The organism is Nonomuraea sp. NPDC049758, assembly GCF_040674635.1.
GTDB lineage: Bacteria > Actinomycetota > Actinomycetes > Streptosporangiales > Streptosporangiaceae > Nonomuraea.
In genome coordinates this window covers 98798-124433 of sequence record NZ_JBFAMZ010000027.1, presented here as the reverse complement: position 1 = coordinate 124433, position 25636 = coordinate 98798, and the positions used below count along the sequence as shown (strand labels likewise).

General features: G+C 69.8%; 24 protein-coding genes and 4 tRNA genes. 16 read left to right on the top strand and 12 right to left on the bottom strand.

The window, feature by feature from the left end; translation table 11 throughout:
• Window positions 1-96 precede the first annotated feature (96 nt).
• The 5 genes from AB0J46_RS45155 (at window position 97) to AB0J46_RS45135 (ending at window position 5542) form a co-directional block, all read left to right on the top strand.
• Window positions 97-813, top strand: a complete 717-nt coding sequence (locus AB0J46_RS45155; RefSeq protein WP_364341623.1) for an ABC transporter ATP-binding protein — start codon at window positions 97-99, stop codon at window positions 811-813.
• Complete coding sequence (locus tag AB0J46_RS45150) at window positions 810-1535, top strand: ABC transporter permease (RefSeq protein WP_358296802.1); 726 nt, start codon at window positions 810-812, stop codon at window positions 1533-1535. The genes AB0J46_RS45155 and AB0J46_RS45150 overlap by 4 nt, the downstream gene beginning before the upstream one ends.
• Window positions 1529-2722 (top strand): sensor histidine kinase, encoded by a 1194-nt coding sequence (locus AB0J46_RS45145; protein WP_364341621.1) that lies wholly within the window; start codon window positions 1529-1531, stop codon window positions 2720-2722. The genes AB0J46_RS45150 and AB0J46_RS45145 overlap by 7 nt, the downstream gene beginning before the upstream one ends.
• A 4-nt stretch (window positions 2723-2726) precedes the next feature.
• Entirely contained in the window at window positions 2727-3353 is a 627-nt protein-coding gene (locus tag AB0J46_RS45140; protein WP_364341619.1) for a response regulator transcription factor, read from the top strand.
• A gap of 146 nt (window positions 3354-3499) precedes the next feature.
• Window positions 3500-5542 (top strand): cellulose binding domain-containing protein, encoded by a 2043-nt coding sequence (locus tag AB0J46_RS45135; protein WP_364341617.1) that lies wholly within the window; start codon window positions 3500-3502, stop codon window positions 5540-5542.
• An 84-nt stretch (window positions 5543-5626) separates the two neighbouring features.
• On the opposite strand, the gene AB0J46_RS45130 is transcribed toward AB0J46_RS45135, so the two are convergent.
• Both AB0J46_RS45130 and AB0J46_RS45125 read right to left on the bottom strand, forming a co-directional pair.
• Window positions 5627-7705 (bottom strand): protein kinase, encoded by a 2079-nt coding sequence (locus tag AB0J46_RS45130; protein WP_364341615.1) that lies wholly within the window; start codon window positions 7703-7705, stop codon window positions 5627-5629.
• Window positions 7706-8089: 384 nt separating this feature from the next.
• Entirely contained in the window at window positions 8090-9073 is a 984-nt protein-coding gene (locus tag AB0J46_RS45125) for a DUF5937 family protein (RefSeq protein WP_364341613.1), read from the bottom strand.
• 135 nt (window positions 9074-9208) lie between these two features.
• On the opposite strand from AB0J46_RS45125, the gene AB0J46_RS45120 reads away from it, so the two are divergent.
• Both AB0J46_RS45120 and AB0J46_RS45115 read left to right on the top strand, forming a co-directional pair.
• Entirely contained in the window at window positions 9209-10063 is an 855-nt protein-coding gene (locus AB0J46_RS45120; protein ID WP_364341611.1) for an isocitrate lyase/phosphoenolpyruvate mutase family protein, read from the top strand.
• 457 nt (window positions 10064-10520) lie between these two features.
• Window positions 10521-11573, top strand: a complete 1053-nt coding sequence (locus AB0J46_RS45115) for a hypothetical protein (RefSeq protein WP_364341609.1) — start codon at window positions 10521-10523, stop codon at window positions 11571-11573.
• Between the two features lie 138 nt (window positions 11574-11711).
• Here AB0J46_RS45115 and AB0J46_RS45110 read toward each other — a convergent pair whose 3' ends face one another.
• Window positions 11712-13631, bottom strand: a complete 1920-nt coding sequence (locus AB0J46_RS45110) for a hypothetical protein (protein WP_364341607.1) — start codon at window positions 13629-13631, stop codon at window positions 11712-11714.
• Between the two features lie 371 nt (window positions 13632-14002).
• On the opposite strand from AB0J46_RS45110, the gene AB0J46_RS45105 reads away from it, so the two are divergent.
• Window positions 14003-14434 (top strand): hypothetical protein, encoded by a 432-nt coding sequence (locus tag AB0J46_RS45105; RefSeq protein WP_364341605.1) that lies wholly within the window; start codon window positions 14003-14005, stop codon window positions 14432-14434.
• A gap of 65 nt (window positions 14435-14499) precedes the next feature.
• On the opposite strand, the gene AB0J46_RS45100 is transcribed toward AB0J46_RS45105, so the two are convergent.
• From AB0J46_RS45100 to AB0J46_RS45080, 5 genes are all read right to left on the bottom strand, one after another.
• A complete protein-coding gene (locus AB0J46_RS45100) occupies window positions 14500-15294 on the bottom strand; it encodes a barstar family protein (protein WP_364341603.1) in 795 nt (264 codons plus the stop codon).
• Between the two features lie 96 nt (window positions 15295-15390).
• Window positions 15391-15467 (bottom strand) — tRNA-Phe (locus AB0J46_RS45095).
• A gap of 5 nt (window positions 15468-15472) precedes the next feature.
• Window positions 15473-15547, bottom strand: a tRNA-Asp gene (locus AB0J46_RS45090).
• Window positions 15548-15647: 100 nt separating this feature from the next.
• A tRNA-Glu gene (locus tag AB0J46_RS45085) sits at window positions 15648-15720 on the bottom strand.
• Complete coding sequence (locus AB0J46_RS45080) at window positions 15721-17226, bottom strand: metallophosphoesterase (RefSeq protein WP_364341601.1); 1506 nt, start codon at window positions 17224-17226, stop codon at window positions 15721-15723.
• A 96-nt stretch (window positions 17227-17322) separates the two neighbouring features.
• Between AB0J46_RS45080 and AB0J46_RS45075 the strand changes: the two genes are divergently transcribed.
• A complete protein-coding gene (locus AB0J46_RS45075; protein WP_352360967.1) occupies window positions 17323-17664 on the top strand; it encodes a metallopeptidase family protein in 342 nt (113 codons plus the stop codon).
• Window positions 17665-17773: 109 nt separating this feature from the next.
• Window positions 17774-19060 (top strand): MFS transporter, encoded by a 1287-nt coding sequence (locus tag AB0J46_RS45070; RefSeq protein WP_358296775.1) that lies wholly within the window; start codon window positions 17774-17776, stop codon window positions 19058-19060.
• On the opposite strand, the gene AB0J46_RS45065 is transcribed toward AB0J46_RS45070, so the two are convergent.
• Window positions 19061-19357, bottom strand: a complete 297-nt coding sequence (locus AB0J46_RS45065; RefSeq protein ID WP_358296772.1) for a PspC domain-containing protein — start codon at window positions 19355-19357, stop codon at window positions 19061-19063.
• A 91-nt stretch (window positions 19358-19448) separates the two neighbouring features.
• On the opposite strand from AB0J46_RS45065, the gene AB0J46_RS45060 reads away from it, so the two are divergent.
• Window positions 19449-20603 (top strand): acyl-CoA dehydrogenase family protein, encoded by a 1155-nt coding sequence (locus AB0J46_RS45060; RefSeq protein ID WP_364341599.1) that lies wholly within the window; start codon window positions 19449-19451, stop codon window positions 20601-20603.
• A gap of 49 nt (window positions 20604-20652) precedes the next feature.
• Window positions 20653-20725: transfer RNA gene (locus tag AB0J46_RS45055), tRNA-Lys, on the top strand.
• Window positions 20726-20755: 30 nt separating this feature from the next.
• On the opposite strand, the gene AB0J46_RS45050 is transcribed toward AB0J46_RS45055, so the two are convergent.
• A complete protein-coding gene (locus tag AB0J46_RS45050; RefSeq protein ID WP_364341597.1) occupies window positions 20756-21793 on the bottom strand; it encodes a methyltransferase domain-containing protein in 1038 nt (345 codons plus the stop codon).
• A gap of 379 nt (window positions 21794-22172) precedes the next feature.
• On the opposite strand from AB0J46_RS45050, the gene AB0J46_RS45045 reads away from it, so the two are divergent.
• Window positions 22173-22454 carry a hypothetical protein gene (locus AB0J46_RS45045; protein WP_364341595.1) on the top strand — a complete coding sequence of 94 codons (282 nt, stop codon included), beginning with the start codon at window positions 22173-22175 and terminating at the stop codon, window positions 22452-22454.
• Between the two features lie 236 nt (window positions 22455-22690).
• On the opposite strand, the gene AB0J46_RS45040 is transcribed toward AB0J46_RS45045, so the two are convergent.
• On the bottom strand, window positions 22691-22993 hold the full coding sequence (locus AB0J46_RS45040; protein WP_364341593.1) for a hypothetical protein: 303 nt from the start codon (window positions 22991-22993) through the stop codon (window positions 22691-22693).
• A 292-nt stretch (window positions 22994-23285) separates the two neighbouring features.
• On the opposite strand from AB0J46_RS45040, the gene AB0J46_RS45035 reads away from it, so the two are divergent.
• Window positions 23286-23723, top strand: a complete 438-nt coding sequence (locus AB0J46_RS45035) for an NUDIX hydrolase (RefSeq protein WP_364341627.1) — start codon at window positions 23286-23288, stop codon at window positions 23721-23723.
• A gap of 640 nt (window positions 23724-24363) precedes the next feature.
• Here AB0J46_RS45035 and AB0J46_RS45030 read toward each other — a convergent pair.
• Window positions 24364-24516, bottom strand: coding sequence for a hypothetical protein (locus tag AB0J46_RS45030; RefSeq protein ID WP_364341591.1), 153 nt, complete (start codon window positions 24514-24516; stop codon window positions 24364-24366).
• A 437-nt stretch (window positions 24517-24953) separates the two neighbouring features.
• Between AB0J46_RS45030 and AB0J46_RS45025 the strand changes: the two genes are divergently transcribed.
• Both AB0J46_RS45025 and AB0J46_RS45020 read left to right on the top strand, forming a co-directional pair.
• A complete protein-coding gene (locus tag AB0J46_RS45025) occupies window positions 24954-25337 on the top strand; it encodes a YbaB/EbfC family nucleoid-associated protein (protein ID WP_364341589.1) in 384 nt (127 codons plus the stop codon).
• Window positions 25334-25636 carry a hypothetical protein gene (locus AB0J46_RS45020; protein WP_364341587.1) on the top strand — a complete coding sequence of 101 codons (303 nt, stop codon included), beginning with the start codon at window positions 25334-25336 and terminating at the stop codon, window positions 25634-25636. Before AB0J46_RS45025 ends, AB0J46_RS45020 begins: the two co-directional genes overlap by 4 nt.

Here is a 25636-nt window from a genome sequence, read left to right as displayed (position 1 = left end):
TTCAATTTTCGTTGTGCACGCGCCGGCGGGGGGGCCCCCCCCCCTCCGCTTTGGGGTGGTGGGCGGGCACCGCCGCTCCCGCGTGATCCTCGGATCATGACAGTCATCGAGATCGACGACCTGCGCAAGAGCTACCGGCACACCCGGGCCCTCGACGGCCTCTCCCTGACCGTGGAACGCGGCGAGATCTTCGGGCTCGCCGGACCCAACGGCGCCGGGAAGACGACGGTCGTGGAGTGCGTGTCCGGGCTGCGGCGTCCCGACGGCGGCAGCGTGCGCGTGCTGGGCCTCGACCCGCAGGGCGACCGGCGCGCGCTGCTCCAGCGCGTCGGCGCCCAGTTGCAGGAGGCCGCGCTCCCCGACGGCATCAAGGTCGGCGAGGCCCTGCGGCTCTACGCCTCCCTGTACGACCACCCGGCCGACTGGCGGGCCATCATGGACGAATGGGGCCTCACCGACAGGAAGGACGCCCGCTTCGGCGGCCTGTCCGGCGGCTGGAAGCAGCGCCTGTTCATCGCGCTGGCCCTGGTCGGCGACCCCGAGGTGGTCCTGCTCGACGAGCTGACCACCGGCCTCGACCCCGACGCCCGCCGCACCACCTGGGGGCTGATCCGGGCCATGCGCGACCGCGGCATCACCGTCGTCCTGGTCACCCACTTCATGGACGAGGCCGAGGCGCTGTGCGACCGGATCGCCGTCGTGGACCGCGGCCGGGTCGTGGCCGAGGGCAGCCCGCGCGAGCTGATCGGCCGGGCGCGGGCCGCCTCCCTGGAGGACGCGTACTTCACGCTCACCGGGAGGGCCGGGGCATGAAGGGCTTCACGAGGGTCGTCGCCGTCGAGCTCAGGCTGGGGTTGCGCGACCCGATGTCGGCGTACTTCGCGCTGGGCTTCCCGCTGGTCATGCTCTGGGTCAAGCTGCGCGGCGGCGACCGGCCGCTGCCCGGCGGCGAGCGGCTGGTCGACGCCACCGTGCCGATGCTGACCGTCTTCGTCGTGGGGCTGGCCGCGCTGGTCGTCCTGCCGGCCACGCTCGCCCAGTACCGGGAGCGCCGGGTGCTCAAGCGGCTGCGGGCCACGCCCGCCACGCCGTTCATGCTGTGCGGCGCCCAGTGGGCCGCGCACATGCTGCTGGCGGTGCTCGGCAGCGTGCTGCTGGTCGTCCTGGGCGTGGCCGGCTACGGGCTGAGCGCACCCGCCAGCCTGCCCGGCGTGCTGCTGGCCTGGCTGCTCGGCGCGCTCAGCCTCGGCGCCGTCGGGCTGCTCCTCGGCGCGCTGGCCCCCAGCGGGCGGGCGGCGACGGTGATCGGGCTCGCCCTGTTCTTCCCGATGGTGTTCCTGTCCGGCGCGGTGATCCCGCGCGAGACCATGTCCGGGTCGATGCGGGCGATCGGGGACCTGACGCCCATGGCGCCCGCCGTCCAGGCGATCCGCGACGGCTGGTCGGCCGGTGCGCTCCCGCCGCTCGCCCTCGGGATCATGGTGGCGGTCAGCGCCGTCGCGGGCGGCCTCGCGGTGAAGGCCCTGCGGTGGTGAGCCGGTGGGAGCGGGCCACGGCGGCCCTGCCGTACCTGCTGGTGCTGCTGCCCGCGCTGTTCTCGCTGCTGCGGACGTGGCGGGTCGAGGTGCTGGCCCTGGCGCTGTTCGCGGCGGCCTGGCACTGGTTCGTGGTGGCCTGCCGTCCCGCCTGGACCGCGCGGGCGTGGGTGGTGGCCGGGTACTTCGTGGTGCTGCTGGCGGTGGTGGCGGCGCTGGTGCGGATCGACACGGTCTTCACCGTGACCGGGGTGGGGGTGTTCGTCCAGTGCTTCGCGCTGCTGCCGGGGTTGTGGGCGTACGCCGGGGTCGCGGTGACGGTCGGGACGCTGGTCGCCGCCCGTCCGCCGGCCGGTCGCACCCCGGTCGAGCTGCTGGCCTCCTTTGTGGTCGGGGTGCTGGTCGCGTCCATGACCGGGCTGGTCTTCCAGACCGTCTCCGAGCAGAACGCGCAGCTCAAGGAGAAGAGCGCCAGGCTGGCCGCGCTCGCCGAGGAGAACGCCGACCTCCAGGCCCGGCTCCTGGTCCAGGCCCGCGAGGCGGGCGTGCTGGGCGAGCGGCAACGGCTGGCCAGGGAGATCCACGACACCGTGGCCCAGGGACTGACCGGCATCCTCACCCAGCTGGAGGCCGCCGACGAGGCCGCCGGAGCGACGCCCGCGGTGCGCGCGCGGCTGGCGACCGTACGGGAGCTGGCCAGGGAGAGCCTGACCGAGGCCCGCCGCTCGGTCCAGGCGCTGCGCCCGGCGCCGCTGGCGACGGCGGCGCAGCTCGGGACCGCCCTGTCGGAGGTGGCGGCGGCCTGGTCGCGAACCTGCGACGTACCGGCTTCGGTGTCGGTCACGGGCGACGCCCGGCCGCTGCACACCGAGGTGGAGAGCACGTTGCTGCGGGTGGCCCAGGAGGCGCTGGCCAACGTGGGCAAGCACGCGCGGGCCTCCCGGGTGGGGATCACGCTGTCGTACATGGAGGACGTGGTGGCGCTCGACGTCCGCGACGACGGGTCCGGCTTCACCCCGGCCTCCGGCAGCGGCTCCGGCAGCGGCTCGGGCGGCGGGTTCGGGCTGGTGGCGATGCGGCAGCGGGTCACCCGCCTGGCCGGCAGCCTCGCCGTCGAGAGCGCACCTGGCCAGGGCACGGCGATCTCCGCTACCGTTCCGGCCATCCCCGCCGACCCGGGAACGTGACCCCATGCCGGTACGCCTGATCATCGTCGACGACCACCCCGTGGTCCGCGACGGGCTGCGCGGCATCTTCGAGACCGACGGCTTCGAGGTGGTCGGCGAGGCGGCCGACGGCGCCGAGGCGCTCGCGGTGGCCCTGCGCACCGCCCCCGACGTCGTGCTCCTCGACCTGCGCATGCCGGGGCCGAGCGGCGCCGAGCTCATCCGCCGGCTGCGCGAGCAGTGCCCCGGCACGCACGTACTCGTGCTGACCACCTTCGGCGACGACGCCGACGTGGTGCCCGCGATCGAGCAGGGCGCCACCGGCTACCTGCTCAAGGACACGCCGCGCGCCGAGCTGCGGCGGGCCGTGCTGGCCGCGGCCCGTGGCGAGAGCGTGCTGTCACCGGCCGTGGCCGGGGTGCTGACGCGGCACGCGCACCCCCCGGAGCAGCGCGCGCTGAGCCCGCGGGAGCTCGAAGTGCTCGGCCTCATCGCCCGCGGCGCGACCAACCGCGAGGTGGCCAGGAAGTTGTTCATCACCGAGGCCACCGTGAAGACCCACCTGCTGCACGTCTTCGCCAAGCTGGAGGTCAAGGACCGGGCGGCGGCCGTCGCGGCGGCCTACGACAGGGGCCTGCTCAAGCCCGCCTGACCGGCCGGGGCCTGCTCAAGCCCGCCTGACCGCCGTGAAAGTTTCAGCGCCGATTGACGGGCCGGACCCCACGTCGCATGATCATGCTTGCCTCCTGGTCAGGAGGGGGCGTCGAGCCATACCGCTACCCACGGCGAGGTACCCCGATGCCTGGCAAGATCCTGCCCAGGGCCGCGACCGCGGCCCTCCTGACCCTCACCACGCTGATCGCTCCCCCGGCGCGCGCCGACGACGTCACCCCCGTCACGGTGACCGTCAACGCCCGCGCCGCCCTGGCCACCGCCCCCGAGACCGGCATCGGTTCCAACCATGCGATCTGGGACGCGAACCTGGGCACCGACCAGACCGCCGACCTCCTCAAGGACGCCGGCGTCAAGCTGCTGCGCTACCCCGGCGGCTCCTACTCCGACATCTACCACTGGGCCGACCACACCGCCCCCGGCGGGTACGTCGCCCCGAACACCGACTTCGACACCTTCATGCGCGGCGTACGGCGCACCGGCGCGCAGGCCATGGTGACCGCCAACTACGGCACCGGCACCGCCGAGGAGGCCGCCGCCTGGGTCCGGCACGCCAACGTCACCAAGGGCTACGGCGTCAAGTACTGGGAGATCGGCAACGAGAACTACGGCAACGGCCACTACGGCAGCGCCTGGGAGGCCGACGACCACGCCGACAAGAGCCCGGCCGAGTACGCCCGCCACGTCGTCGCCTACGCCGACGCCATGAAGGCGGCCGACCCGACGATCAAGATCGGCGCGGTGCTGACCACCCCCGCCAACTGGCCCGACGCCATCACCGCCGAGGGCGACGACGGGAGCTGGAACAAGGTCGTCCTGTCCCTCGCCGGGCCGAAGATCGACTTCGTGATCCTGCACTGGTACCCCGGCGCCCTGGACAGGGCCGGTCAGGTCCCCGACATGATCCGGCTCACCCGGCAGCAGCTCGCCGCGTACGCCGGGCCCGGCTCGGACCGGATCGGCATCGCGATGACCGAGTTCAACACCGGCTCCAGCAGCAACGGCACCAACACCCAGCCCGGCGCCCTGGCCGCCGCCGACGCCTACGCGAGCCTGCTGGCGAACGGCGTGTTCACCGTCGACTGGTGGAACGTGCACAACGGCATCGGCAACGTCACCGAGGTCGAGGGGCACACCGACTACGGCGACTTCGGGCTGCTGTCCAGCGGGGTCTGCAACTCCTCCGGGGTCTGCGAGCCGCCGCTGAACACGCCGTTCGCGCCGTACCACGCGCTGCGGATGGTCAGCGTGTTCGCGCGGGCCGGTGACCAGTTCGTCACGGCGGCGACCGACCAGCCGAAGGTCAGCGCGCACGCCGTCCGGCGGCCCAACGGCGACCTGGCGGTCATGCTGATCAACAGCTCGCCGGACACGTCCTACCCGGTCGCCGTGGACTACGCGGGCTTCACGCCGGCCGCGGGCGCGCCCACCGTGCTGACCCACGTCAACGGCGCGACCGCCATCACCACCGCGACCACCGGCACCGCCACCGGCCAGACACTGCCGCCGCTCTCGCTGACCACCGTCGTCGTGCGTCCCGCCGCGCTTCAGGCCGGCCTGCCCGGCGCGCCCGGCCGTCCGGCGGCCTCGAACGTCACCGACCGGGCCGCCGTCGTCTCCTGGCCCGCCGCCGTCCCCGGCGCCCGCCCGATCGTCAAGTACGAGCTCCACCGCCAGAACGGCGCCGTCAGCGAGCAGCTCGGCGAGACCGCCGGCACCTCCTACGCGGTCGGCAACCTCAAGCCCGGCACCACCTACACCGTCAACGTGATCGCCCGCGACAGCGGCGGCGGCGTCTCCTGGGCCTCACCGCCCCTGACCTTCACCACCGGCACCCCGGCGACCAGCTCGTGCGCCGTCCGGTTCACCGACCAGACCGACTGGGCCAGCGGCTACGTCGGCGCCGTCGAGATCACCAACAATGGCGCCCCGGTCAACGGCTGGACCCTGGGCTTCACCTGGCCGAGGCCCTGGCAGAGCCTCGGCAGCGGCTGGAGCGCCACCTGGACCCAGACGGGGTCGAACGTCAAGGCCGTCAGCGAGCCCGGCAACGCCTCCCTGGCCACGGGCGCCTCGACCACGATCGGGTTCGTCGGCAACTACGCCGGCCCGAACCTCCTGCCCACCGTCTTCACCCTCAACGGAACCGTCTGCACCACCAGACAGTGACCGGCCTGCCGCGCCCGGCCCCTGATCACGGACGCGTGAGCGGGGCCGGGCGCGCGGCGACGGCCTACCGGTCCAGCCTGGTTGTCACCACAACATCCAAGGGCTCTCCGCGCCGCCGCCGAACGCCGCCGTCCCCGTCCGACGCCAGCGCTGCCGCACGTCGTGCTTGGCCTGGATGGCCGGCGCGGTGGTGGTGAACGGCCCGCAGGTGGCGACCTCGCCGTCGTTCCGCGGGGACACCCCGGAGCAGGTGAAGGGCTGGGAGACGTTGCGGTCCGCGTCGGTGTTGTAGAGCTGGACGTGCACGTCCGAGCGGACCGAGCTCGCCCCTCGGATGCGTCCCATCAGGTAGAAGACGTCGCCCACCATAGCCATGCAGGGCGACATCTCCACGCCCGACCCGTCGCCCGCGGTGATCCACGAGCGGCATTTCCAGTCCGGCTGGGAGCTGCGCGGCGGGGCGCCGTCACCGTCGCTCTCGGGGTCCACGGTGTGCGGGGCCTCCGTCTTCCGGCCGGCCGACGTCCGGCGGGGGGCGGCGGTACCCGTGGGGTCCGTCGTCGCGCCCGACGTCCGTTTCGGGACGGCCGTGCCCGGCGTGCGGACCGGCTCCTTCGGCGTCTTCTTCGCCGACGACTTGAGCGGTTCGTCCGCGGTGCCGGACGTCTCCTCGTTCGCCTCCGACGGGACGGGGCTCTCCTGCGCCGTCCCGGACTCGACGGGCGTCGGCGTGCCGGCCACGTCGGCCGACCTGGACGCCGAGAGCCCGGACGCGTCGTTCACGGCCCCCGCACCCGGCGTCCGCCATGGGGCCATGACGGCCACGGCCGCCGCGGTCAGTACCACCGCCGTCGTGGTGCTCGCGATGACGACCATCCGCCGCCGGGACCGTCCGGGCGGCCGCGCAGCCGCCGTGCCCGCCTGGGCGGCGGCGGCCCGCCCTGCGGAAGGAACCATGCCGGACTGGGCGGCCCGCCCTGCAGAAGGAACCATGCCGGACTGGGCGGCCCGCCCTGCAGAAGGAACCATGCCGGAGTGGGCGGCCCCCCGCTCTGCGGAAGGAACCGTGCCGTCGCCACCGCCGACGCCCGAGGCCGCCCCGCCCCCCGCGACCTCCCCAGAGGCCGCCCGCGGAGCGGGACCCCGAACGGGCTCACCGGACGACCCAGCGGCGCCGGCCGATGAGGAACCGGGCGGCGGCCCCGGCACCGACCCCGGGAACGGCCCCGGCACCGACCCCGGCACTGACCCCGGGAGCGGCCCAAGTGGCGGTCCCGAAAGCGGCTCTGACGTCGCGGACGGGGCGTCGGCCCTGCCCACCGGCGGCAAGGCGGCCAGCCCCGCCACCACCGGCGCCGCCTCCCGCAGCGCCACCGCCACCTGCCCGGCCGCCGGCCGCGCCGCCGGATCCTTCGCCGTGCAGGCCGCGATCACCGACCACAGGGCGTCGGGCATCCCGGGCAACCGCCGCGGCATGGCCATCGCATGCTGCCGGAGCAGGGCCATCGGATGCTCGCCCACGAACGGCGGACGCCCGGCCAGCAGCTCGTAGAGGATCAGCCCGGCCGCATAGACGTCCACTGCCGGCGTCGGGACGCCGCCGTCGGCCACCTCGGGCGACAGGTACGTGGGCGTGCCGATGATCGAGGTGGTCTGCGTCAGCCCCGGCCCGAGGACGATCCTGGCGACCCCGAAGTCCGTCAGCCGCACCTGCCCCGTGGGCCCGTCGATCAGGACGTTCCCCGGCTTGACGTCCCGGTGGACGACGCCCTTCGCGTGCGCCGCCGCCAGCGCCTCGGCGACCTGGGCCATCAGCTCGGCGGCCATGGCCGGTGGCAGCGTGCCGTGCTGCTGGAGCAGGCCGCGCAGATCCCCGCCCTCGACGAGGTCCATCACCAGCGCGAGCCGCTCCCCCTCGATGACGAAGTCGCGCATCGTGACGATGTGGGGATGGCGAAGGGTGCGCAGCACATTGCGTTCCTGCACGAACCGCAGCACCAGGTCCTGGTCGCCGGCGAGGTTGCTGCGCAACAGCTTGACCGCCACGATCTCGCCGGTCTCCCGGTGCCGCGCCCGCCAGACGGTCCCCATCGCCCCGGCGCCGATCTCGTCGAGCAGCACGTACCGGCTGCCCAGGAACGCCTCGGCCCCACCCTCGTCCATCGCCCGCCTTCCCCCCGAACAGTGGGGATCACAATAGTCAGGATGATCGAGACAAAAAAGATCAGCGCCGCCGCGCCCGCACAGCACGCCCCCAGCTGACCAGGCCCGGCCCCGCACCCAGCACCGCACCCGACCCGCCCGGCACCGCACCCGGCCGCGCACCCAGCACCGCACCCAGCCGCGCGAACGCGTCCGACCAGCCGCAGCCGCACAGGACCAGAACGCCCCCACAGCCCAGCAGCGAGCATACGACCCGAACACGCCCCCGTCCGGCCTGTCACCCAAACAACCCGCCGATCAGCGCAACACCGCCAATGCAGCGAACAGCCGCCGATACGGCGACCAGCCGCCCCAATCCCATGGAAGCCCCTCAAGGCCCCCGATTCACACCTGAGCCGTGAGCAGGGCGTCCGCGAGACCCGTGCGGGCGTAGAACACCGTGCGGCCCGCCCGATGGGTGCTGGTCAGCCCGGCGGCCCGCAGCGCGGTGAGATGTTGCGACACCCCCGCCGCGGACATCCCCGACCGCTCGGCGAGCTCGGTGGTCGAGGCCGGCGAGTCGAGCTCGGCCAGGATCAACGCCCGGGAACGGCCGATCACGGCGGCGAGCGCGTCCATGGGCGCATGCCTGCGCGACTCCCACAACGCGCCGATGCCACGCGCCGGGTAGGCGAGCTGAGGCGGCTCGGACGCGACGGACCGCGTCAGCACCCGCGGCCACGCGAAGACCGACGGCACGAGAAGCAGCCCCGCACCGGTCTCGATCCTGGTGATCGCACAGTGCCGCTGTGCCAGCTGGAGGCCGCCGCTGTCCCAGCGCACGGTGTGGTGGAGCTGGCCGAGCGTGCGCGCCGTGCCGTGCTCGGCCACCTGGCGCCCCCGGTGGAAGACGTCCGCGTCCAGCACCGACCGGATGCGCGCCCAGTAGGGCGCGATCGCGAGCTCCCAGTAGGTCTCGATCTCCGCGACGACCTTGGGCAGGTACGCCCGGGGATTGCGGTGCAGGTTCCGCAACCGGGGCGATAACCGGCCGTCCCGCTCGGCGGACAACAGGTCGAGGTCGCGCCGTACCTGCTCGGGGTCGGTGGCCTCGATGGCCGCCAGCTCGTCGGGCAGCTCGTGGGACGCGGTCGTCGGATTGAGGAAGTCCGGGAAATGGCCGACGGGCGCCACCATGTCGGCCAGCCAGCCACGATCGAGCCCCGCCGCCGCGAGCCGGGGACGCACCTGCCCGGCCCACCCACGATGAGGATCGGGCACCGTGGCCCCGGCCAGCGCCCGGCAACTCGTGACGACCTCCCACATGGCCGAGACGGCGAACCGGGTCTCGGCCAGATCGTTCACCGAAAAGGCCAGCCGCGCCTTCATGCCGCCTCCCGCGGGTCCACGATTCGGTCAGAGCTTAATCAATGGACGCCTACCTCACGGCCCGGCAACATCCCGGACCAGGCGCCCACCGAGCCATGGTGCCGGATTCCGAACACCCCGAAGGCGGTCACCCACATGTCTGTGGACAACTTCCCCTCCACCGATGCGGCGACGACGAAAAAGGCTGATCTGTTCAGAAAGCTCCACGCCGACTCCGTACTGATCCTCCCCAACGCCTGGGACGCCGCCAGCGCCGCCGTGATCGCCGCAGCCGGCGCCACCGCCATCGCCACGACCAGCGGCGGCGTCTCCTGGTCCCTCGGCCGCGGCGACGGCCAGCACCTCACCCGCGACGAGACGCTGCACGCCGCCCGGCGCATCGTGAGCACCGTGGACCTCCCCGTGACGGTCGACATCGAGGGCGGCTACGGCCCCGCCCCCGAGGACGTCGCGCACACCGTCCGAGCCGTGGCCGGAGCGGGCGCGGTGGGCGTCAACCTGGAGGACTCCCAGGCCGTCGGCGGCCCGCTGTTCGACCTCGCCGACCAGACCTCCAGGCTGCACGCCGCCCGGGAGGCGGCGGCCGCAGCGGGTCTCCCCGACCTCTTCGTCAACGCCCGCACCGACGTCTTCCTCTTCGCCATCGGCCCCTCCGCCGGCCGCCTGGACGAAGTGCTCAAGCGCACGGCGGCGTACGCCGAGGCCGGCGCCGACGGCATCTTCGTCCCCGGCCTCCTCGACCTCGACGCGCTGGCCACCCTCTGCGCCGAGTCCCCGCTCCCGGTCAACGCGATGGCCGTCGCCGGCGGCCCCACGATCGCCGAACTCAGCCAGGCAGGCGTACGCCGGATCAGCCTGGGCACCGCCCTCGCCCAGACCGCCTACACCGCCGCCCGCAAGGCCGCCGCCGAACTCCTCACCACCGGCACCTTCGACACCTTGACCGACTCCCTGGACTTCACCGAACTCAACACCCTCTTCCAGCCCTGATCCCGCGGCGAAGACCCTCCACGAACACCCACCACTACACATCTGCCAGACGGTCGCCGAAGCCACCTCGCCGCAGCACGCCAGGGAGCCGGACAAGCGCCTGCTGATCATCGCGACGGCGCGATCGGCAAATGTCGGACGGCACCATGCTCGCGCACGCCTTGATCGTCGTCTTCTGATGAAAGCGGTGCCGTCAGCCGTCCATCACACCGTCGTCCGACGGTTGCCACATTGGCGTCGGCGCTCGGAACAGTCGTGTTGACCGCGGGCGCGGGCCATGGCCCGTGGAGTGCCCTGAGCCCCGGCGCCGCCACGGCGGCGGCCTCCGCGCAGGTGGACATGGGGGCCTCCCTGGGCGCCTTGCCGACCTGTCCGCTTTACCGGTGTAGTCCCCAGCCGCTACCCGAAGTCGGCCGGCCATCCGTGGTGCCCATCGTGCGATATAGCCTGATCGTTCGTGAGATTCGCGACGGTCCTCGTCCTCCTGCTCGCGATCTGCGGCGCGGACGTCCAGGCGACGCGGGCCGCCACGTGGCGGCTCACGTACGCGGTGCGGGGATGGACCGGCACGATAGGCGCCACAGGACAGGGACAGGCCTGGGCCCTCCTCCAGCACGGCCGGCAGCAGATCAGCTCGACGATGCTCCGCTGGGACGGCGCCTCCTGGCGGACCACCGCACTGCCGAAGGGCGTCAGCGCCTACAACGCGCGGTTCGCCGCCTCCCCCTCAGGGGACGACCTGTGGTTGTTCTCGGGGGACCGCCCGTTCCAGCTGACCGGCGGCCGGTGGGTGCCCCGCCCGTGGACCAGCAAGTACGAGCGTGGATCCGTCGCCGTCGGAGCCAAGGACGACGTCTGGATCTCCGAACACGGCGGCCCTGACGACTACTCCGGATCCGGACTCAGCCATTGGGACGGCCACTCGTGGAAACCGGTCCCCAAGCCGAGCCCGTACGGCGACCTTGACCAGATCTCGCTCGTCGCCGCCCCCGACGGGGGCGAGACATGGGCCCTGATCCATCCCCCGGGAGCGACGACGGCGATCCGGCGGAACGGCGCCGGATGGGTCACCGCTCCCCTGCCTCCCGCGCCTGGCTGCCCCCCTTCCGCCGCAGGCGGCTTCTACGGCATGGCGGCCCGCGCCCACGACGACGTGTGGCTGGTGACGCAGGGCGCCTTCGAGCGGTCCGGGTCCTGCGAGGCGCCCGACCGCGGCCTGATCGTGCGCTGGGACGGCACCGCGTGGAGGTGGCTGAACCTGCCGTTGGCCAATACCTGGCTGCCCACCGTCCGCGCCGACCCGGTCGGCGGCGTGTGGGTCGCCGCCAACCCCGCCCACGCGCAGTCGTACGTGCTCAACTTCCGCGGCGGCCGCATGACCAAATCGACACTGCCCGTGGGAGGGGGATGGGCGGGAATAGTGGACATCGTCCCGGAACCGAACAGCACCCGGCTATGGACTCTCGCCCGGCGCGTGGACGGCACCCTCCTCATCTACGAACTGACCTGACCCCCCAGCCCCACAGCACCACGGCCCTGCCGGCGGGACAGCCGGATCAGTCCTCGATCTCCCCACAGATGCGGCAACCAGAAGGCGACCCGGGCGGAGTCGATGGCCTGCCCGCCCCGGGTCGCCCAATGGCGGTGATCAACCGGTCTGGCCTCGCACCGTGACCCCATGGGTGCCCTGCGCGGCCAGGAACACGCTGTCACCGGCATATTTGACGGTGTAGGTGTAGTCACCGCCCGTGGGGGGCGTGTCGGCGAAGCCGAACGTCCCGTCGGCCGACAGGGTCAACGATGGCAGCGTGGTCGTGGAGGTGCCGTTGCGGTTGGAGACCGTACGGGTCACCGTGATCGCGGTACCGGCCGCGGGCAGCCGGCCGCCGCCGTCCAGCGCACCGCTGAGCTCGAGCTGCTTGCCGGCGTTGCCCGTCCCGGGCCCGGACAGGGTGAACGTGGTCTGGCGCTTGGCCACCGCGATGGTCTTCAGCCCCGTCGCCGCCTCGTAGGTCAGGTTGCCGCTCCAGCGCACGTCGTACTGGGTGTTCCCGCCGATCGGCGGGGTGTCGGTGATCGTGAAGGTGCCGTCCGCGGCGGTCGTCACCGCGGGAAGGTGCTCGGACGTGCCGTTCGACATGAGCCGGATCGCCACCAGCGGCTGCTCGCCCGGGTCGGCCCCGTCGGCCAGGGCGAGCTTGCCTGACAAGGTGAGCGGTTCGAGAGCGGTCGCCGCGGCCGAAGGAGTCAGGTCGATCAGGCTCGAGACCTTGGACACCCTGACGTTTCGCCACGCCCTGCTCCACCGGTGGTCCGCGGTGCCGTTCCAGAGCACGTCGTACCTGATCTGGCCGCCGATCGGCGGGATGTCGTCCACCGAGTACGTCCCGTCCGCGGCGGTCTTCACACCCTCGACGGGGGTCCGGGCGCCGTCCGACGTCCAGCGGATCAGCGTCAGCGGCTGCTCACCGGGCGCCGATCCGTCCGACAGAGTGAGCTTGCCGGACAGGGTGAGCGGCTTGAGGGCGGTTCCCGTGGCGGGCGCCGTCAACGTGATGGTCGACGCGGGAAGGGTGACGTCGGGCAGACGTACGAGGTGAAGCCGGCCGGACAGGTCGCGCAGCACGCCGAAGGCGGTTCCACCGGAGTAGACCAGGCTGCCGGCGACCAGGTCGGAGCCGAGGTTCTCGTACGCGAAGGTCTGCTCACCACCGGCCCTGTCGTACATCACGACGGGTGTTCCAGACGTGCGTCCGCCGATCACGTGACGTCCGTCCGCGCTGGCCGTGACCGCCGTCGGATACCCGGTGAAGGAGCCCTCCCCGTAGCTGCGGACGAGGGTCAGGCCGGTGGTGTCCCAGGCGTCGAACCGGTACGGCGCGCCGAAGGCCGAGAACACCGTGGAACCGTCCGCGGTGATGGAGATGTCCTGGAGATTGGACAGGCGGTGCGTGTTGCCGTTGATGATGCCGCGCATGGTCGGGCCGGTGTCGGTCAAGTCGTAGACGAAGATGTCGCTGGGACTGATCACGGTCTCGCCCACCACGAGCTTCTGCCCTGCGGCGGCCACCAGCGGCGCCGCGTCCAGTTGCAGCGACAGGGTGGCGAACTCCGGCTCCGCCGCCGACACGTCGAAGCCGACCACGCCGGCCTTCCAGTCGCCGCCGCAGCCGTAGCCGACGTAGAGCCGCGTGCCCAGCAGGGCGAGGTGCGACGGACAGGGATACGCGTTCAGGGGGATCCTGCGGATGACGGCGAGAGACCCGGTGTCGATCTCGGCGATCTGGTTCGAACCCCGCAGTGTCGCGTAGAGACGGGTGCCGTCAGCTGTCAGGGCGAGGTCGCCCACGCTCGGCAGGTCCGTGACGGCGCCGGTGAGCCGGGCCTCGTGGTCGGCGACGATGACACGGTCCTTGGCCGAGATGAAGAGCCGGTCGGCAGTCGCGGCTATGTCGCTCCTGTCGGCGGATACCCCGAGGTCGGTCGTGGAGTCGGCGGCCGTGGCGGCGGTTGCATGGGCGACGAGCAGCCCGGCCGCTGTGACCAGGACGGTTCCGAGCGTCAGCAACCGACGAGCTAATCGAGAGGCCGGCTTGTCCGTCATTGATGCGTCGCGACCAGGTCTTCGTGATGACAACGATCCACTCCTTTGCGATCACCAGTTCTAGAAACACAAGATCAAGACATGTCTTCACGTCCCGCGTCAAGGTCGGCGCAGCACGATCGGCGAGACTCACAGGAAGTTCGCAGGATTCCCTCATGAGATCTGAAGACCTCCGCAGAACGGCCCCTCACGGGCTTCTACAATCCCTGATCTATGTGTGTTCGAAGCCGGTGGTCAGGGGCAGGCTCGAACTGCCGGCCTTCGCGTGCGGGGACGTTCTGTCACAAGCCGATCAGGATTCCCAGGATCGTGCAGTGGGGCGAGACCATGTCCTCATGTCAGTGACTGAGTTCGTCGGCGTGACCGAGGACAAGAATCGTGGCGTCACCCCCAACGGAGGACTGTACGAGTTCTGGACCGAGGACTCCGCCCACGTCTACCTGCACGACACGCAATTCAGACGCCTGACCTACCAGCCCGGCAGGCCACCAGTGCTGGAACTGGAGTTTGTCTACGCTGCGCGGTGGACTCCACCCGAACTGTCGAAGACGCCCGTCGTGGTTTTCCGGTTCGAGGACGTCCGCCTCGTCGAACGGCAAGAGGACCAAGAGGGGCATGACTGCGTGACCGCCCACCCCGATTCTCCACCCGGGCAGGTCGAACTCTTCGACTGGGACGGCGCCGACCTGTTCACCCTGCACACCTTCACGCTGTACCTGGCCTTCCACGCACCACGAGCGAAAGTGACCGTACGCGCGGAGTCGTGAGCCCCAGCGCTGACAGGAGATCACACCAGCGCGCCGAGGTGCTTGGGAGGGTCGTGAACGCGCGCTCACCCCAATACGACACGCACATCGCGCTCCGCGAAGATCGTCTGAATGGCATCGAAAGAGGTTGGAGCGCGGTCCACCTGCTCCATGAGCGTCGACAGAGCCCGTCGCGCAACCTGGGAGTCGCTCCAGACCAAGGTGAACGGTGTCGTTGCCCCGAACCCCCCGCACAGGCAGTCATTCAGCGCATCGAGATTCCAACCGAAATAGCCCCCGGGCCCATTGATGGCTTCTCCGACTGCGAGATAGAAGGAGGTCACATCAGTGACGTGAACTCCATCGAGGTAATAGACGCGTCCTGCCGGACGATCCACTGGACCCGTCTGCCGGAACCTGCTGCGGCCGACAATCGTCAGCCATTCCCGCCTGCCCTCCGGGCCGTACACCGCCCACTGGTTGATCTGGTCAGGGCGGGCCGTCCGCCAGCGCTCCCAGACATGCCGCGTGCTGGCCTGCGGGCTGTCGTAGCCCCACTTGGCGATGATGTCCGCCCGTTCCGGGCCGAGCCGTGAGGGCCGCCACTCGATGATCTCGCTCACCCAGAAGTCCGCAAGAGGCTGCCCTGCCGCGTCGAGCATCCGAAGCCCTTCCAGCCGAAGAGGATTTCTCAGGCGGTACCGCTCGGACCCACCCAGGTAGTCACGTAACCGCTGAGAAGGAAGGCATTCCAGAATCTCGACCGTCACCGGCCCATCGCCCTCGGCCGGCTCGACGAAGACACCCTCGGCATCCAGACATGTTCCGAGTACGTGCCCATCTCCGTCGATGAGAAGGAACTTCGGCTGACTGATATCCACAGGCCCGATCCTCACGCATGGATCCGAGACTTGCTGTCAGGGAATACCAAAAGCCCCGAACGATGATCCGCTCGGGGCTTTCTTGATGTTCAAAGCTGGTGGTCAGGGGCAGGGTCGAACTGCCGACCTTCCGCTTTTCAGGCGGACGCTCGTACCAACTGAGCTACCTGACCCAGAGCGGTCCTGACGGGACTTGAACCCGCGACCTCCACCTTGACAGGGTGGCGAGCACTCCAAACTGCTCTACAGGACCTTGCTTTTGTTGCGTTTCTTTCTGTTTGCGCTCGCTTAGCTTACCAGCTTTCCGGTGGCCTTTCGACCAGCCGGTTCGCGGTGCGCCAGGCGCTCGCAAGTGCCCCCAACGGGATTCGAACCCGTGCCGCCGCCTTGAAAGGGCGGTGTCCTAGGCCGCTAGACGATGGGGGCTCAGGATTCCCTGTCGCCTTCCGTCGGAGACCTCTGAAGCATAGGGGACGATTGCCCTTGATGCCAAAGTGGCTGACCGGCGGTCGGTGACGCGGTGCCAGTGATCGTTCCCGTTGGAGACGGGGCGTTCGTCGGCTCCGGAGAAATCATACGTTGTGGGTCGGCCTCCACGTGACGCTGGATGTACACCGACTGCTCCCCCAGGCCGCCCAGCGTGATGTCGTCCCAGGCACGCAGGCGGCGTGTCTCCCGGTCGAAGTACAGGACCGAGGCCTGTACGGGCGTGGGCTGGGCGTGTTCGAGCGCCCGCAGGCCGGCGCCGCCGGTCGAGCCCTGGACGAGCATGCGGGAGCCGGACGGCAGCATGGACGTCGACCGGTCATGCGTGTGACCGGCCAGGATCATGGGCGCGGCCCCGCTGAAGCCGCGGCCGACGACGGGGTCGTGGACGGCCACCAGGTCCGCCTTGTCCACCTTGGGCAGGTGCGAGCGGGCGAATTGTTTGAGCGCGTCCGGGTCGGAGTCGACGGCCACCGACTTGTCGGGGGTGAACCGGGGGTCGCCCAGGCCGTAGATGCGCAGGCCGGCGACCTTCTCCACCCTGTCGTCCAGGACCACGGCGTTCTTCTGCCTCTCGACCGCCCGCTGCGTGATCATCGAGTCGTGGTTGCCCCGTACGTACACGTACGGCACCCCGAGGCGGCTGATCTCGTCGACGAACTTGTTCTCCGGTTTGGTCCCGTGGTCGGAGATGTCGCCGGTGTCGATGATCATGTCGACGGCGAACTGGTCCTTGAGCGAGCGGATGACGTTCCAGGCGATGGGGTTGATGTGGATGTCCGAGACGTGCAGAACGCGGATGGAATTGGGGTCGGCGTCGTAGAGCGGCAGGGTCGAGACGGTGTCGTACAGCTTCGAGACGTTCGTGACGAGCTTGGTGAGCTGCGACCGGTACGACTCGAACTTCGTCACGATCGACTCCGCGCTGCCCACCAGCGACGGCGCCGCGGCGACCAGACCCGAGTACCGCGGCTCCACAAGGGAGTTGGGGCGGAACGTGAGGGCGGCCAGCGCTCCGGTGGCCGCCAGGCCCACAGAGGCCGCCAGAAGCCCCACCAGAGCCGTCCTGGGGCGCCTGTAGACCATCAGGACGGCGATCAGGGCCCCCGCCCCGGCACAGAGCATGCTGCGGATCGCCAGGGCGCGCACACCGTCCAGGAGGTCGCTCTCGATGAGGCCCGGCAGGCGGTCGGCCAGTTTGGGGTCCTCGATGAGCGCCTTGGCGCGCTCCTGGTCGATGTTCTCCAGGGTGATGCGGAGCCTGAGCGGGGCGTCGTGGGTTCGGAAGGTCAGCGTGCCGAGGGGGCTGGCGTCGACGACCGTCTCGCCGTTCCAGGCGGGTCTGAGCGACATGCCCGTCTCGACGGGGCCGACCTGGGCATGCACGGTGCCGCTCAGGAAGATGCCCAGCCAGGCGCCGGCGGCGGCCACCATGAGCACCGCCACGGCCCTCGTTGCGCGTGACCGAATGACTGCTTTCGACCTGTCAACGAACTTCATACAGTTTCTTGCATACCTGACTGACAGGGCAGAATGGCATGCGTGATCGAGGTTTCGCGGGAGAAGTTCGAGGAACTCGTGGCCGAGGCTTTGGACACGATCCCCGCCGAGCTCACCCGCGTCATGAGCAACGTCGTCGTCACGGTCGTCGATGATCCGCCAGAGCCCCACCTGCTCGGCCTGTACACCGGTGTCCCCCTCACGGAGCGCGGCGACTGGTACTCAGGTGTCCTGCCCGACCGGATCGAGATCTACCGCAATCCCATATGTCAGATATGCAAGACAGAAGAGGAAGTCGTTAACGAGGTGCGCATCACCGTTGTCCATGAGGTGGGACACCATTTCGGGATCAGTGATGACAGACTTCACGAACTGGGCTGGTGACCCTTTGCAGCTCGTTGACTTCTTTGGGTTGCGCCTTGCCTCATGATCGGGCACCTTAGGTCACATAGCGAACACGGTGAGTCAGGCGCAGCGGAGTCCAATGGAGGCCATGCAGGCAGGTAGGCCGCCGGGACGGCATCGCCGTGCCGAGACAGACCAGGCCACCTACGGCGAGGTCATCGCCATCCGGGAGTTCCGGGCACTCTGGTACGGCCAGGGCCTCTCCCTCCTCGGTGACCAGCTCGCCCAGGTGGCGCTCGCCGTCCTCGTCTACTCCCGCACCGGGTCCCCCCTGGCCACCGCGGCCGTCTACGCGCTGACGTACCTTCCGTCGATCGTCGGCGGGCCGCTGCTGGCGGGGCTGGCCGACCGGTTCGCGCGCCGGGGCGTCATGATGACCTGCGACGTCGTCCGGGCGGTGCTGGTCGGCGTGATGGCGCTGCCGGTGATGCCGTTCTGGGCGTTGTGCGTGCTGGTGTTCTTCGTGGTGCTGCTCAGCGCCCCGTTCTCGGCGGCGCGCGCGGCGCTGCTGCCCGAGGTGCTCGAAGGCGACCGGTACGTCGTCGGCTCGGCGTTGCAGAACATGACGAACCAGGCCGTACAGATGCTGGGTTTCGCTGCGGGCGGAGCGATGATCGCCACCCTGGGCCCCTACCGGGCGCTCGCGCTCGACGCGGCCACGTTCCTTGCCTCGGCCCTGATCCTGGTCTCCGGGGTACGCCCGCGGCCGGCCGCCCGCCAGGACGGCGCGAAGCCCTCCATGTGGGCGATGACCAGGGCGGGAGCCCAGCTCGTCTTCGGCTCGCGCAGGCTGCGAACGCTTGTCCTGTTCGCGTGGTTGTGCGGCTTCTACATCCTTCCTGAGGGCATCGCCGTGCCCTATGCCGCCGAACTCGCCACGGGGTCGTTGCCGGTGCCCGTGATCACCGGTCTGCTGATGGCCGCGATGCCGACGGGCACGGTGGTGGGCGCGTTCCTGTTCAGCAGGTTCGTGACCCCGGCGCGGCGGCTGCGGCTGATGGGGTGGATGGCCATGCTGAGCTGCGCGCCCCTGGCCGTGACGGCGCTCCGGCCGCCGCTCGCGGTGGTGCTGGCGGCGTGGGTTCTGTCGGGGATCGGTGGGGCGTACCAGCTCGCGGCGAACGCGGCCTTCGTCCAGAACGTGCCGCCGGAGCGGCGCGGCCAGGCGTTCGGGCTGGTGCAGTCGGGGTTGATGGCCGTGCAGGGGATCGGGATCCTGGTCGGCGGGTTCGCGGCGGAGAGACTCGGTCCTGAGCTGGTGGTCGCGCTCTCCGGCATCACCGGAGTGATCGCGGCGGCCGTGCTCGCCCTGATGTGGACCGAGTCCCGGGACGACCGTGATGCCCAGGAGCTGCCCGCCCAGGCGCCGGCCTGATCACTGCTGCGGCTTGTGCTCGCCGGTCCAGTCGGTGGCGTTCCGCTGCTGCTGCTGCTTGCTGATCAGGTCCTGGACGATCGAGGTGTCCCGCTCCTCGTCCGGCAGCAGGAGCCAGCCGATCGCGTACAGGCCGACGCCGACCCCGCCGAACAGGGTGGCGATGGCGAGACCGACCCTGATCAGGTTCGCGTCGATGCCGACGTACTCACCGATGCCCGAGCAGACGCCCGCGATCATCCGGCCCTTGTTGGTGCGACGGAGCTTCTTGACGTTGTGCTCGCTGTATTCGTTCATGTCTCAAGACTGCCCCTGGGGCCGGTGTTAGCACATCAGGATTGTCCCTGGTAGAACCCTGGTAACCCCTTACGCGAGGAGAGGACCCGCCATGGACGATCTGCTGCGCCTCGACGACCGCCTCAACGGCGACCAGCGGCTGATCCGCGACACGGTCAGGTCCTTCGTCTCCGACCACGTCCTTCCGCACGTGGGCGACTGGTTCGAGGAGGCCGTCTTCCCCGCGCGCGAGCTCGCGCCGGAGCTCGGCTCGCTCGGCCTGCTGGGCATGCACCTGGAGGGGTACGGGTGCGCCGGCACCGACGCGACCTCCTACGGCGTGGCCTGCCGCGAGCTGGAGGCGGGCGACTCGGGCCTGCGCTCGTTCGTGTCGGTGCAGGGCTCGCTGGCGATGTTCCCCATCTGGCGGTACGGGTCCGACGAGCAGAAGGAGGAATGGCTCCCGCGCATGGCGGCCGGCACGGCGATCGGCTGCTTCGGCCTGACCGAGCCGGACCACGGGTCCGACCCCGCCAACATGCGCACGTACGCCAAGCGGGACGGCTCCGACTGGGTGCTCAACGGCTCCAAGATGTGGATCACCAACGGCTCGATCGCCGACGTCGCCGTCGTGTGGGCGCAGACGGACGAGGGCGTCCGCGGCTTCGTCGTCCCCACCTCCACGCCGGGCTTCTCCGCCCCTGAGATCCACAAGAAGCTGTCCCTGAGGGCCTCGGTCACCTCGTCCCTGTACTTCGACGACGTCCGCCTGCCCGCCTCCGCCGTGCTGCCCGGCGTCACCGGCCTCAAGGGGCCGCTGTCGTGCCTGTCCGAGGCTCGTTTCGGCATCCTTTGGGGGGTCGTCGGGGCCGCCCGCGCCTGCCTGGAGTCGGCGGTCGACTACGCGAAGACCCGCGTCCAGTTCGACAAGCCGATCGGCGCGTTCCAGCTCACCCAGGAGAAACTGGCCTGGATGTACGTCGGCGCCGCCCAGGCCCAGCTCACGGCCCTGCACCTGGGCGCCCTGAAGGACGAGGGACGCCTGGAGCCCCGGCAGATCAGCTTCGGCAAGCTGGCCAACGTACGGGCCGCCCTGGACATCGCCCGGCAGGCCCGTTCCGTCCTGGGGGGAAACGGGATCACCCTGGAGTACCCTGTGATCAGGCACATGAACAATCTGGAGTCTGTGCTGACGTACGAGGGGACCCAGGAGATTCACACACTGGTGCTTGGGGAGGCTCTGACGGGGCTGCCCGCTTACCGGTGATGGAGGCGTCGCGGGCGGGGCGGTAATCTCTGTACCCTTGCTCGTGCGAGGGGCGTTAGCTCAATTGGCAGAGCTGCGGACTTTTAATCCGTAGGTTCCGGGTTCGAGCCCCGGGCGCCCTACCTCGAAGACCTGGGCGGACTCCCCGATCTTCATGATCTGGAAGCCCGCCCGGTTGCATTTCTGGTTGCAGTTATCCCCGAAGTGCGCGGCCCATGCGTGCGGGCTGCGGCTTCGGTCGAGAGCGTCGCCGTGATGTGGGTGTAGCGCTTGGGCGTGGTCAGTTGTGAGTGGCCGAGAATTTCCTGAACGACGCTGATGTCGACGCCTTGCTCTTTCCATTCGTCCTGGTTCTGGCCGGCGTCGATGGGGCGTCCGTCCGGATGGCACCAGACGAGGTCATAGTCCTGCCACCGCTCCCCCGGAGCTTGTGGAGAGGGATCTGGAGCGCTCGTGCTTGATCTGTCAGGAGGCGCGGATGACGCCTGGTTTGAGGTCCACGTGCTTCCAGCGCAGGCCCAGGGCTTCACATTGCCGAAGACCGGGAGCGAGCGCCACGGACCGACGGGGGCCGTTCCTCTGGCTGCTGGCCACGTCAGGACGTCACGGGCCTCGTCGGCGTCAAGCGGCGGCGCGCCGCGCGATCGTGACGATCGAACGGCTGGCATCGGAGACGGCCTCATGCTCCCAGCCGCCGTACTGCGCCTCCATCTCGAAGCCCGCCCGACCTCGCCGGCGTTCGACGGCTTCCACTCCTCCCACTCGCGCACCTGGGGGTTACGCGTGTCGAACGCGAACCGGCCGCCGTCACGTAGCGCTCTCCTGATCGCGACCAGTGACGTGGACAGTTCCACGTCGCTCACAAGGCACTGGAAGGCATTGCCGGCCATGGTCGCCAGGTCGAACTGGCGATCCCAGGATGCGTCCGCCGCCACGCCGGCAACCCACTCGATGTCCGTGCGTCGCCCGGCCCGATCAAGTGCGACCAGATCGGGGTCGAGTCCGACGAGCCGTCCACGATGACCGGGGTCAAGGGCCTGGTGCAGCATGCTGCCCGTGCCACAACCCACGTCCAGCACGGCATCTGCATCCATCACCAGGCCGTTGAAGAACGCGTCGCTGGGATGGCGCGTCGCGTCCCACGGATTGAGCTGGTCGTACAAGGCGGCAGCGTCGGCATCTGTGAACATCACCGCAGTATCACGACACCTTCAGGCGCTGCCAATCGAATATCTGCAGCTGCGGGCGTGGGTCAGACACTGCCGGAAACTTGGCAGCTCACGCGGGCACCGGCAAGCCCGCATTTGGGAGCCAACCGGATGGACGACCACGAACTGAGCCGGACGGGTCCGAACGGCTGGAGACTGACGACCTGCGTGGTGAACGAGTCAGAACGATCCTGAAGATCGTTGGGGCCTGCGGATCAGAAGGAGCGTGCCCGTTTCTGAAGCGATCAGCTGGGAGTCACCGCCACCAGAGGGCGTATGCCCAGGTCAGCGTTTCCCCGGCCAGAGGACCTGATCTTGAAAGAGTTTCAAGCTGACAGTGGCTACTCGGTAGCCTGGCCCCGTGACGATCAGTGGAAGGACGATCGGGGTCTTAGCCATCTGCGTCGGACTCCTGCTACCGGTTGCCAGTTGCATGGCGACCGCGGGCACCTATCTGCCCTATCAGGACCCGACGCCGGAGATGCTGAAGGAGCAGGCCGAGACCATCGCCCGGGCGGACTTGATGAACTTCCGTGCGATGACGGCCGGCGCCCTGCTGACTCTGACGGGTGTCGCTCTCCTTGCCTACAGGGCGGTACGGCGACGTTGGGGTTCAACGACGAACGACACAGAGCGATCCTGACTGACTCAGGCTCGCGGGATATGCGCGGGATGATCCCCCAGGTAGAGGAAAGGCAAGAGCCGTGCCCGGAGGTCAGGGGCCCGATGGAGCCGGGAACGTCGACCCGCTGTAAAACCGTCGGCGCCTCGCTGGCGTGCCCGTCAGGGCGGTCAACGAAGGGAAGCGCGAACAGGATGACTGCTCCGTTGAGCTACACCAAGGTGCGTTCCGGCTAAACAACACTGCACCGTCGTGGATCAACCCTCTGGTGGATCTCCGCCGACTGCGTGGAGCGCATCGATATGCCCGCCACCGACGTCGAACCGGGTGATGTCCTTCGTCCTGTTCGCGGAACACAGGAGTGCCCAGTCCGCCGCCGGGCCAATCTCCTGGAGACGCAATCGCTTCTTCCGGGTGATCCCGCGAGCACGACCGATGTGGCAGAGATGTGGGTCGATCTTCTCGATGTAGACAGCCATGAGAGGAAACGCCTTGGTCAAGGTTGTGATGAGGCCCGTGGTGGAATCCAGATCGATCCCCGCCAAAGGCTGGGGGTTCAAGCCGCAGATTTCAGCCCCGTACCGGGATTCCAGCTCGCGCGCCCCCCTGCGGGCTGAACTTCTCCGCCAGCTCGACGACGCGGCGAACTCCCTCCGGGCCAGGACAGGGTCGCGACGACACCGCGCTACTGAACCAGCGCGCTGTCGTAGGCGCTGCCCAGGACGGTCCTCCTTGAGGCAGGTAGCGCGTCCGCTGGCGGACCCGGGCGCCCGGCCCGGCCTCGGTGATCATCACCTTCGCCTGCTCAGTCTCCGCGCCCGGCATCGGGTGCCGGGATACCTTGCGCAGGTGATGAAGGTACGAGTCACCGGCGTGCTCATCGAGGACGACCGGATTCTGCTCCTGGACCAGGACACCGACACCGGCCGCTCGTGGTCGCTGCCCGGTGGGAAGGTCGAGCCGGGCGAGCCCATCGGAGAGGCGCTGGTGCGGGAGATGCGCGAGGAGACCGGCGTCGAGGTCAGCGTAGGCCGGCTGCTGTACGTGTGCGACCATCTGCCCGGCTGCGACACTCACGTCGTGCACATGACGTTCGAGGCCGCCCGCACCGGAGGCACCGTGGGGGACGTCGTGGCGGGCGCAGACAGCACGCCGATCCGCGGCGTGAAGTTCGTGGCCCTGACCGATTTGCCCGCGCTCGGCTTCCCCCAGCGGTTTGTCGAGCTCGCTCAGGCCGGATGGCCGGGGGCAGGCTCCTACATGGGCGCCAAGGCCAACATAGGCCTGTGACCTGGCCCGAAACCGGGTGAATGCCACGATCAGGCGTTCGTCGAGCCGCGCAAGGACAGGGTCCGCTCGGCCAGGCCGCGCATCCAGTCCTGCGCGGGGTCTATGCCGGCTCCCCAAAGATGAGCCACACCGTAGAAGCTCCCACTCGATGGCTCAGACTTGCGAATTCTCCGGCGATCGGCCGATGGCCCCACAGCGGATTCTCTCTCGCCAGGCGAAGAAGCAGGAAGACCGGCCCTGACTGCGGTGCTTGACGGTCCATAGCCGTCGCACCAGATCAGCGTGCAAGCGCCACACGGTGCTCGGCGTCACGACCAACCGCAGACGCTCCGGTGGAGGCATTCAGCCGCGATGGTGCGCTGAAGGGGCGCGGTCCGACCACCTGCCGGCGCAGCACCGCCGGCAGATGTCGCACGCCACGGCGCGACGGTGTGCGGCCGATGCCCGCATTTCTCATTTATGGCAGAGGCGGGATATGTCGCTATCGCGAAATGGCGAGCCATTGTGATTTGAACCTCTACCGACGGGCTGCTTCTGCGGGCATTGGGGCGTCCGTAGAAGCAGCGCGGGGTGGTCGGTGGTGGGGAGGGCTTTGAGGCGGCGGCCCTTCTTGATCAGACGCTGGTAGTCGGGCTTCCTGTCACTTGGTGCCCCAGCCGGGCGAGTGGCACGCCGGGCCGTTCGGGCCGGTGTTGCATGACTGGCCTTCGGTGGCCTGGGCCGGCAGGGACGTTGCCCCCATGAAGGCCGCGGCCAGCAGCGCGGCGGTGAGTGCGGGACGAAGACGGGTCACATGGGCTCCTGCGGTGCGGTCGCGGCGTACGCGAGGTGCGGGTCCTGCATCTGCGGCGGCCACCGGATGCCCCGATGATCTCCGGTGCCGTACTGCCGATTGTGGGACGGGGCGAGCGATCCGCACTCCTCCCGGAGAGTGATCTTCCGCGGCCACCGGGAGGACCCGTCTGCGGCCGGAAGGAGGAGGGCGGCCGCCGCACCGCAGGCCCAGGCCCGATGCCGGGCCAATGTCCGGGCGTCAGGCCATTGTCCGGACGCCCGGCAAAGGAGGCGGGCTCCAGGGGGAATGCCCGGCTTTGTGCGACACGGCGGACGTTACTCAGACACCTCGTGACACTTTTGTTAACAGAAGGTAAACGATACGGACACCCCTAATACTGTAAAAAAGGGTGTCGTATGATGCATCGCGGTATTAGGCGGGCGAAAGGTGCTTCTGTGGCGGACGCGTTCGAGGCGGAGGTCAGTGCGCTCGCGGGCGAGATCAACCAGCAGGTGGCCCGCGTACGCGAAGCGTTCGGCGAGCTCTCCGCCCTGGAGCACACGGCACGGTCGGCGGACGGGATGGTGACCGTGACCGTCGGCCGCCACGGCCAGCTGCGCGGCATCGAGCTGAACCCCCGGGCCTTTCGCAACCTGTCCCCCACCCAGCTGGCCGACGCCATCATGCAGCAGGCCAACGAGGCCACCGCCGCGGTCTCCGAGCAGAGCAGGGAGCTGCTGAACCCCCTCATGCCGGACGGCCTGCCCTACGAGGACGTCTTCGGCGAGCGGGCCACGCTCGACGCGTTCTTCCCCGGCCCCGTGGAGCCGGCCCCGTGAGCGGCTACTACGTGCAGCGGGAGGCGCTGTACCGGGAGGCCAGGACGTACGAGCTGTTCGCGGGGAACGTCGAGCAGGTGCGCGCCGACCTCCGCGCGGCCTTCAACCGGGACCGGAACACGCTCGGCGACGACGAGTACGGCGCGGAGCTGGCCAAGAAGCTGCCCGAGATGGAACGCGGCATCTTCGACGCCCTGACGGCGTACATCGACGAACTTGAGAACGTCGCCTTGGGGCTCAACGCGAGCGCCCGTAACTACAAGACGGCGGAGCCTCCTCCCGCCGTCACGCGGAACTGA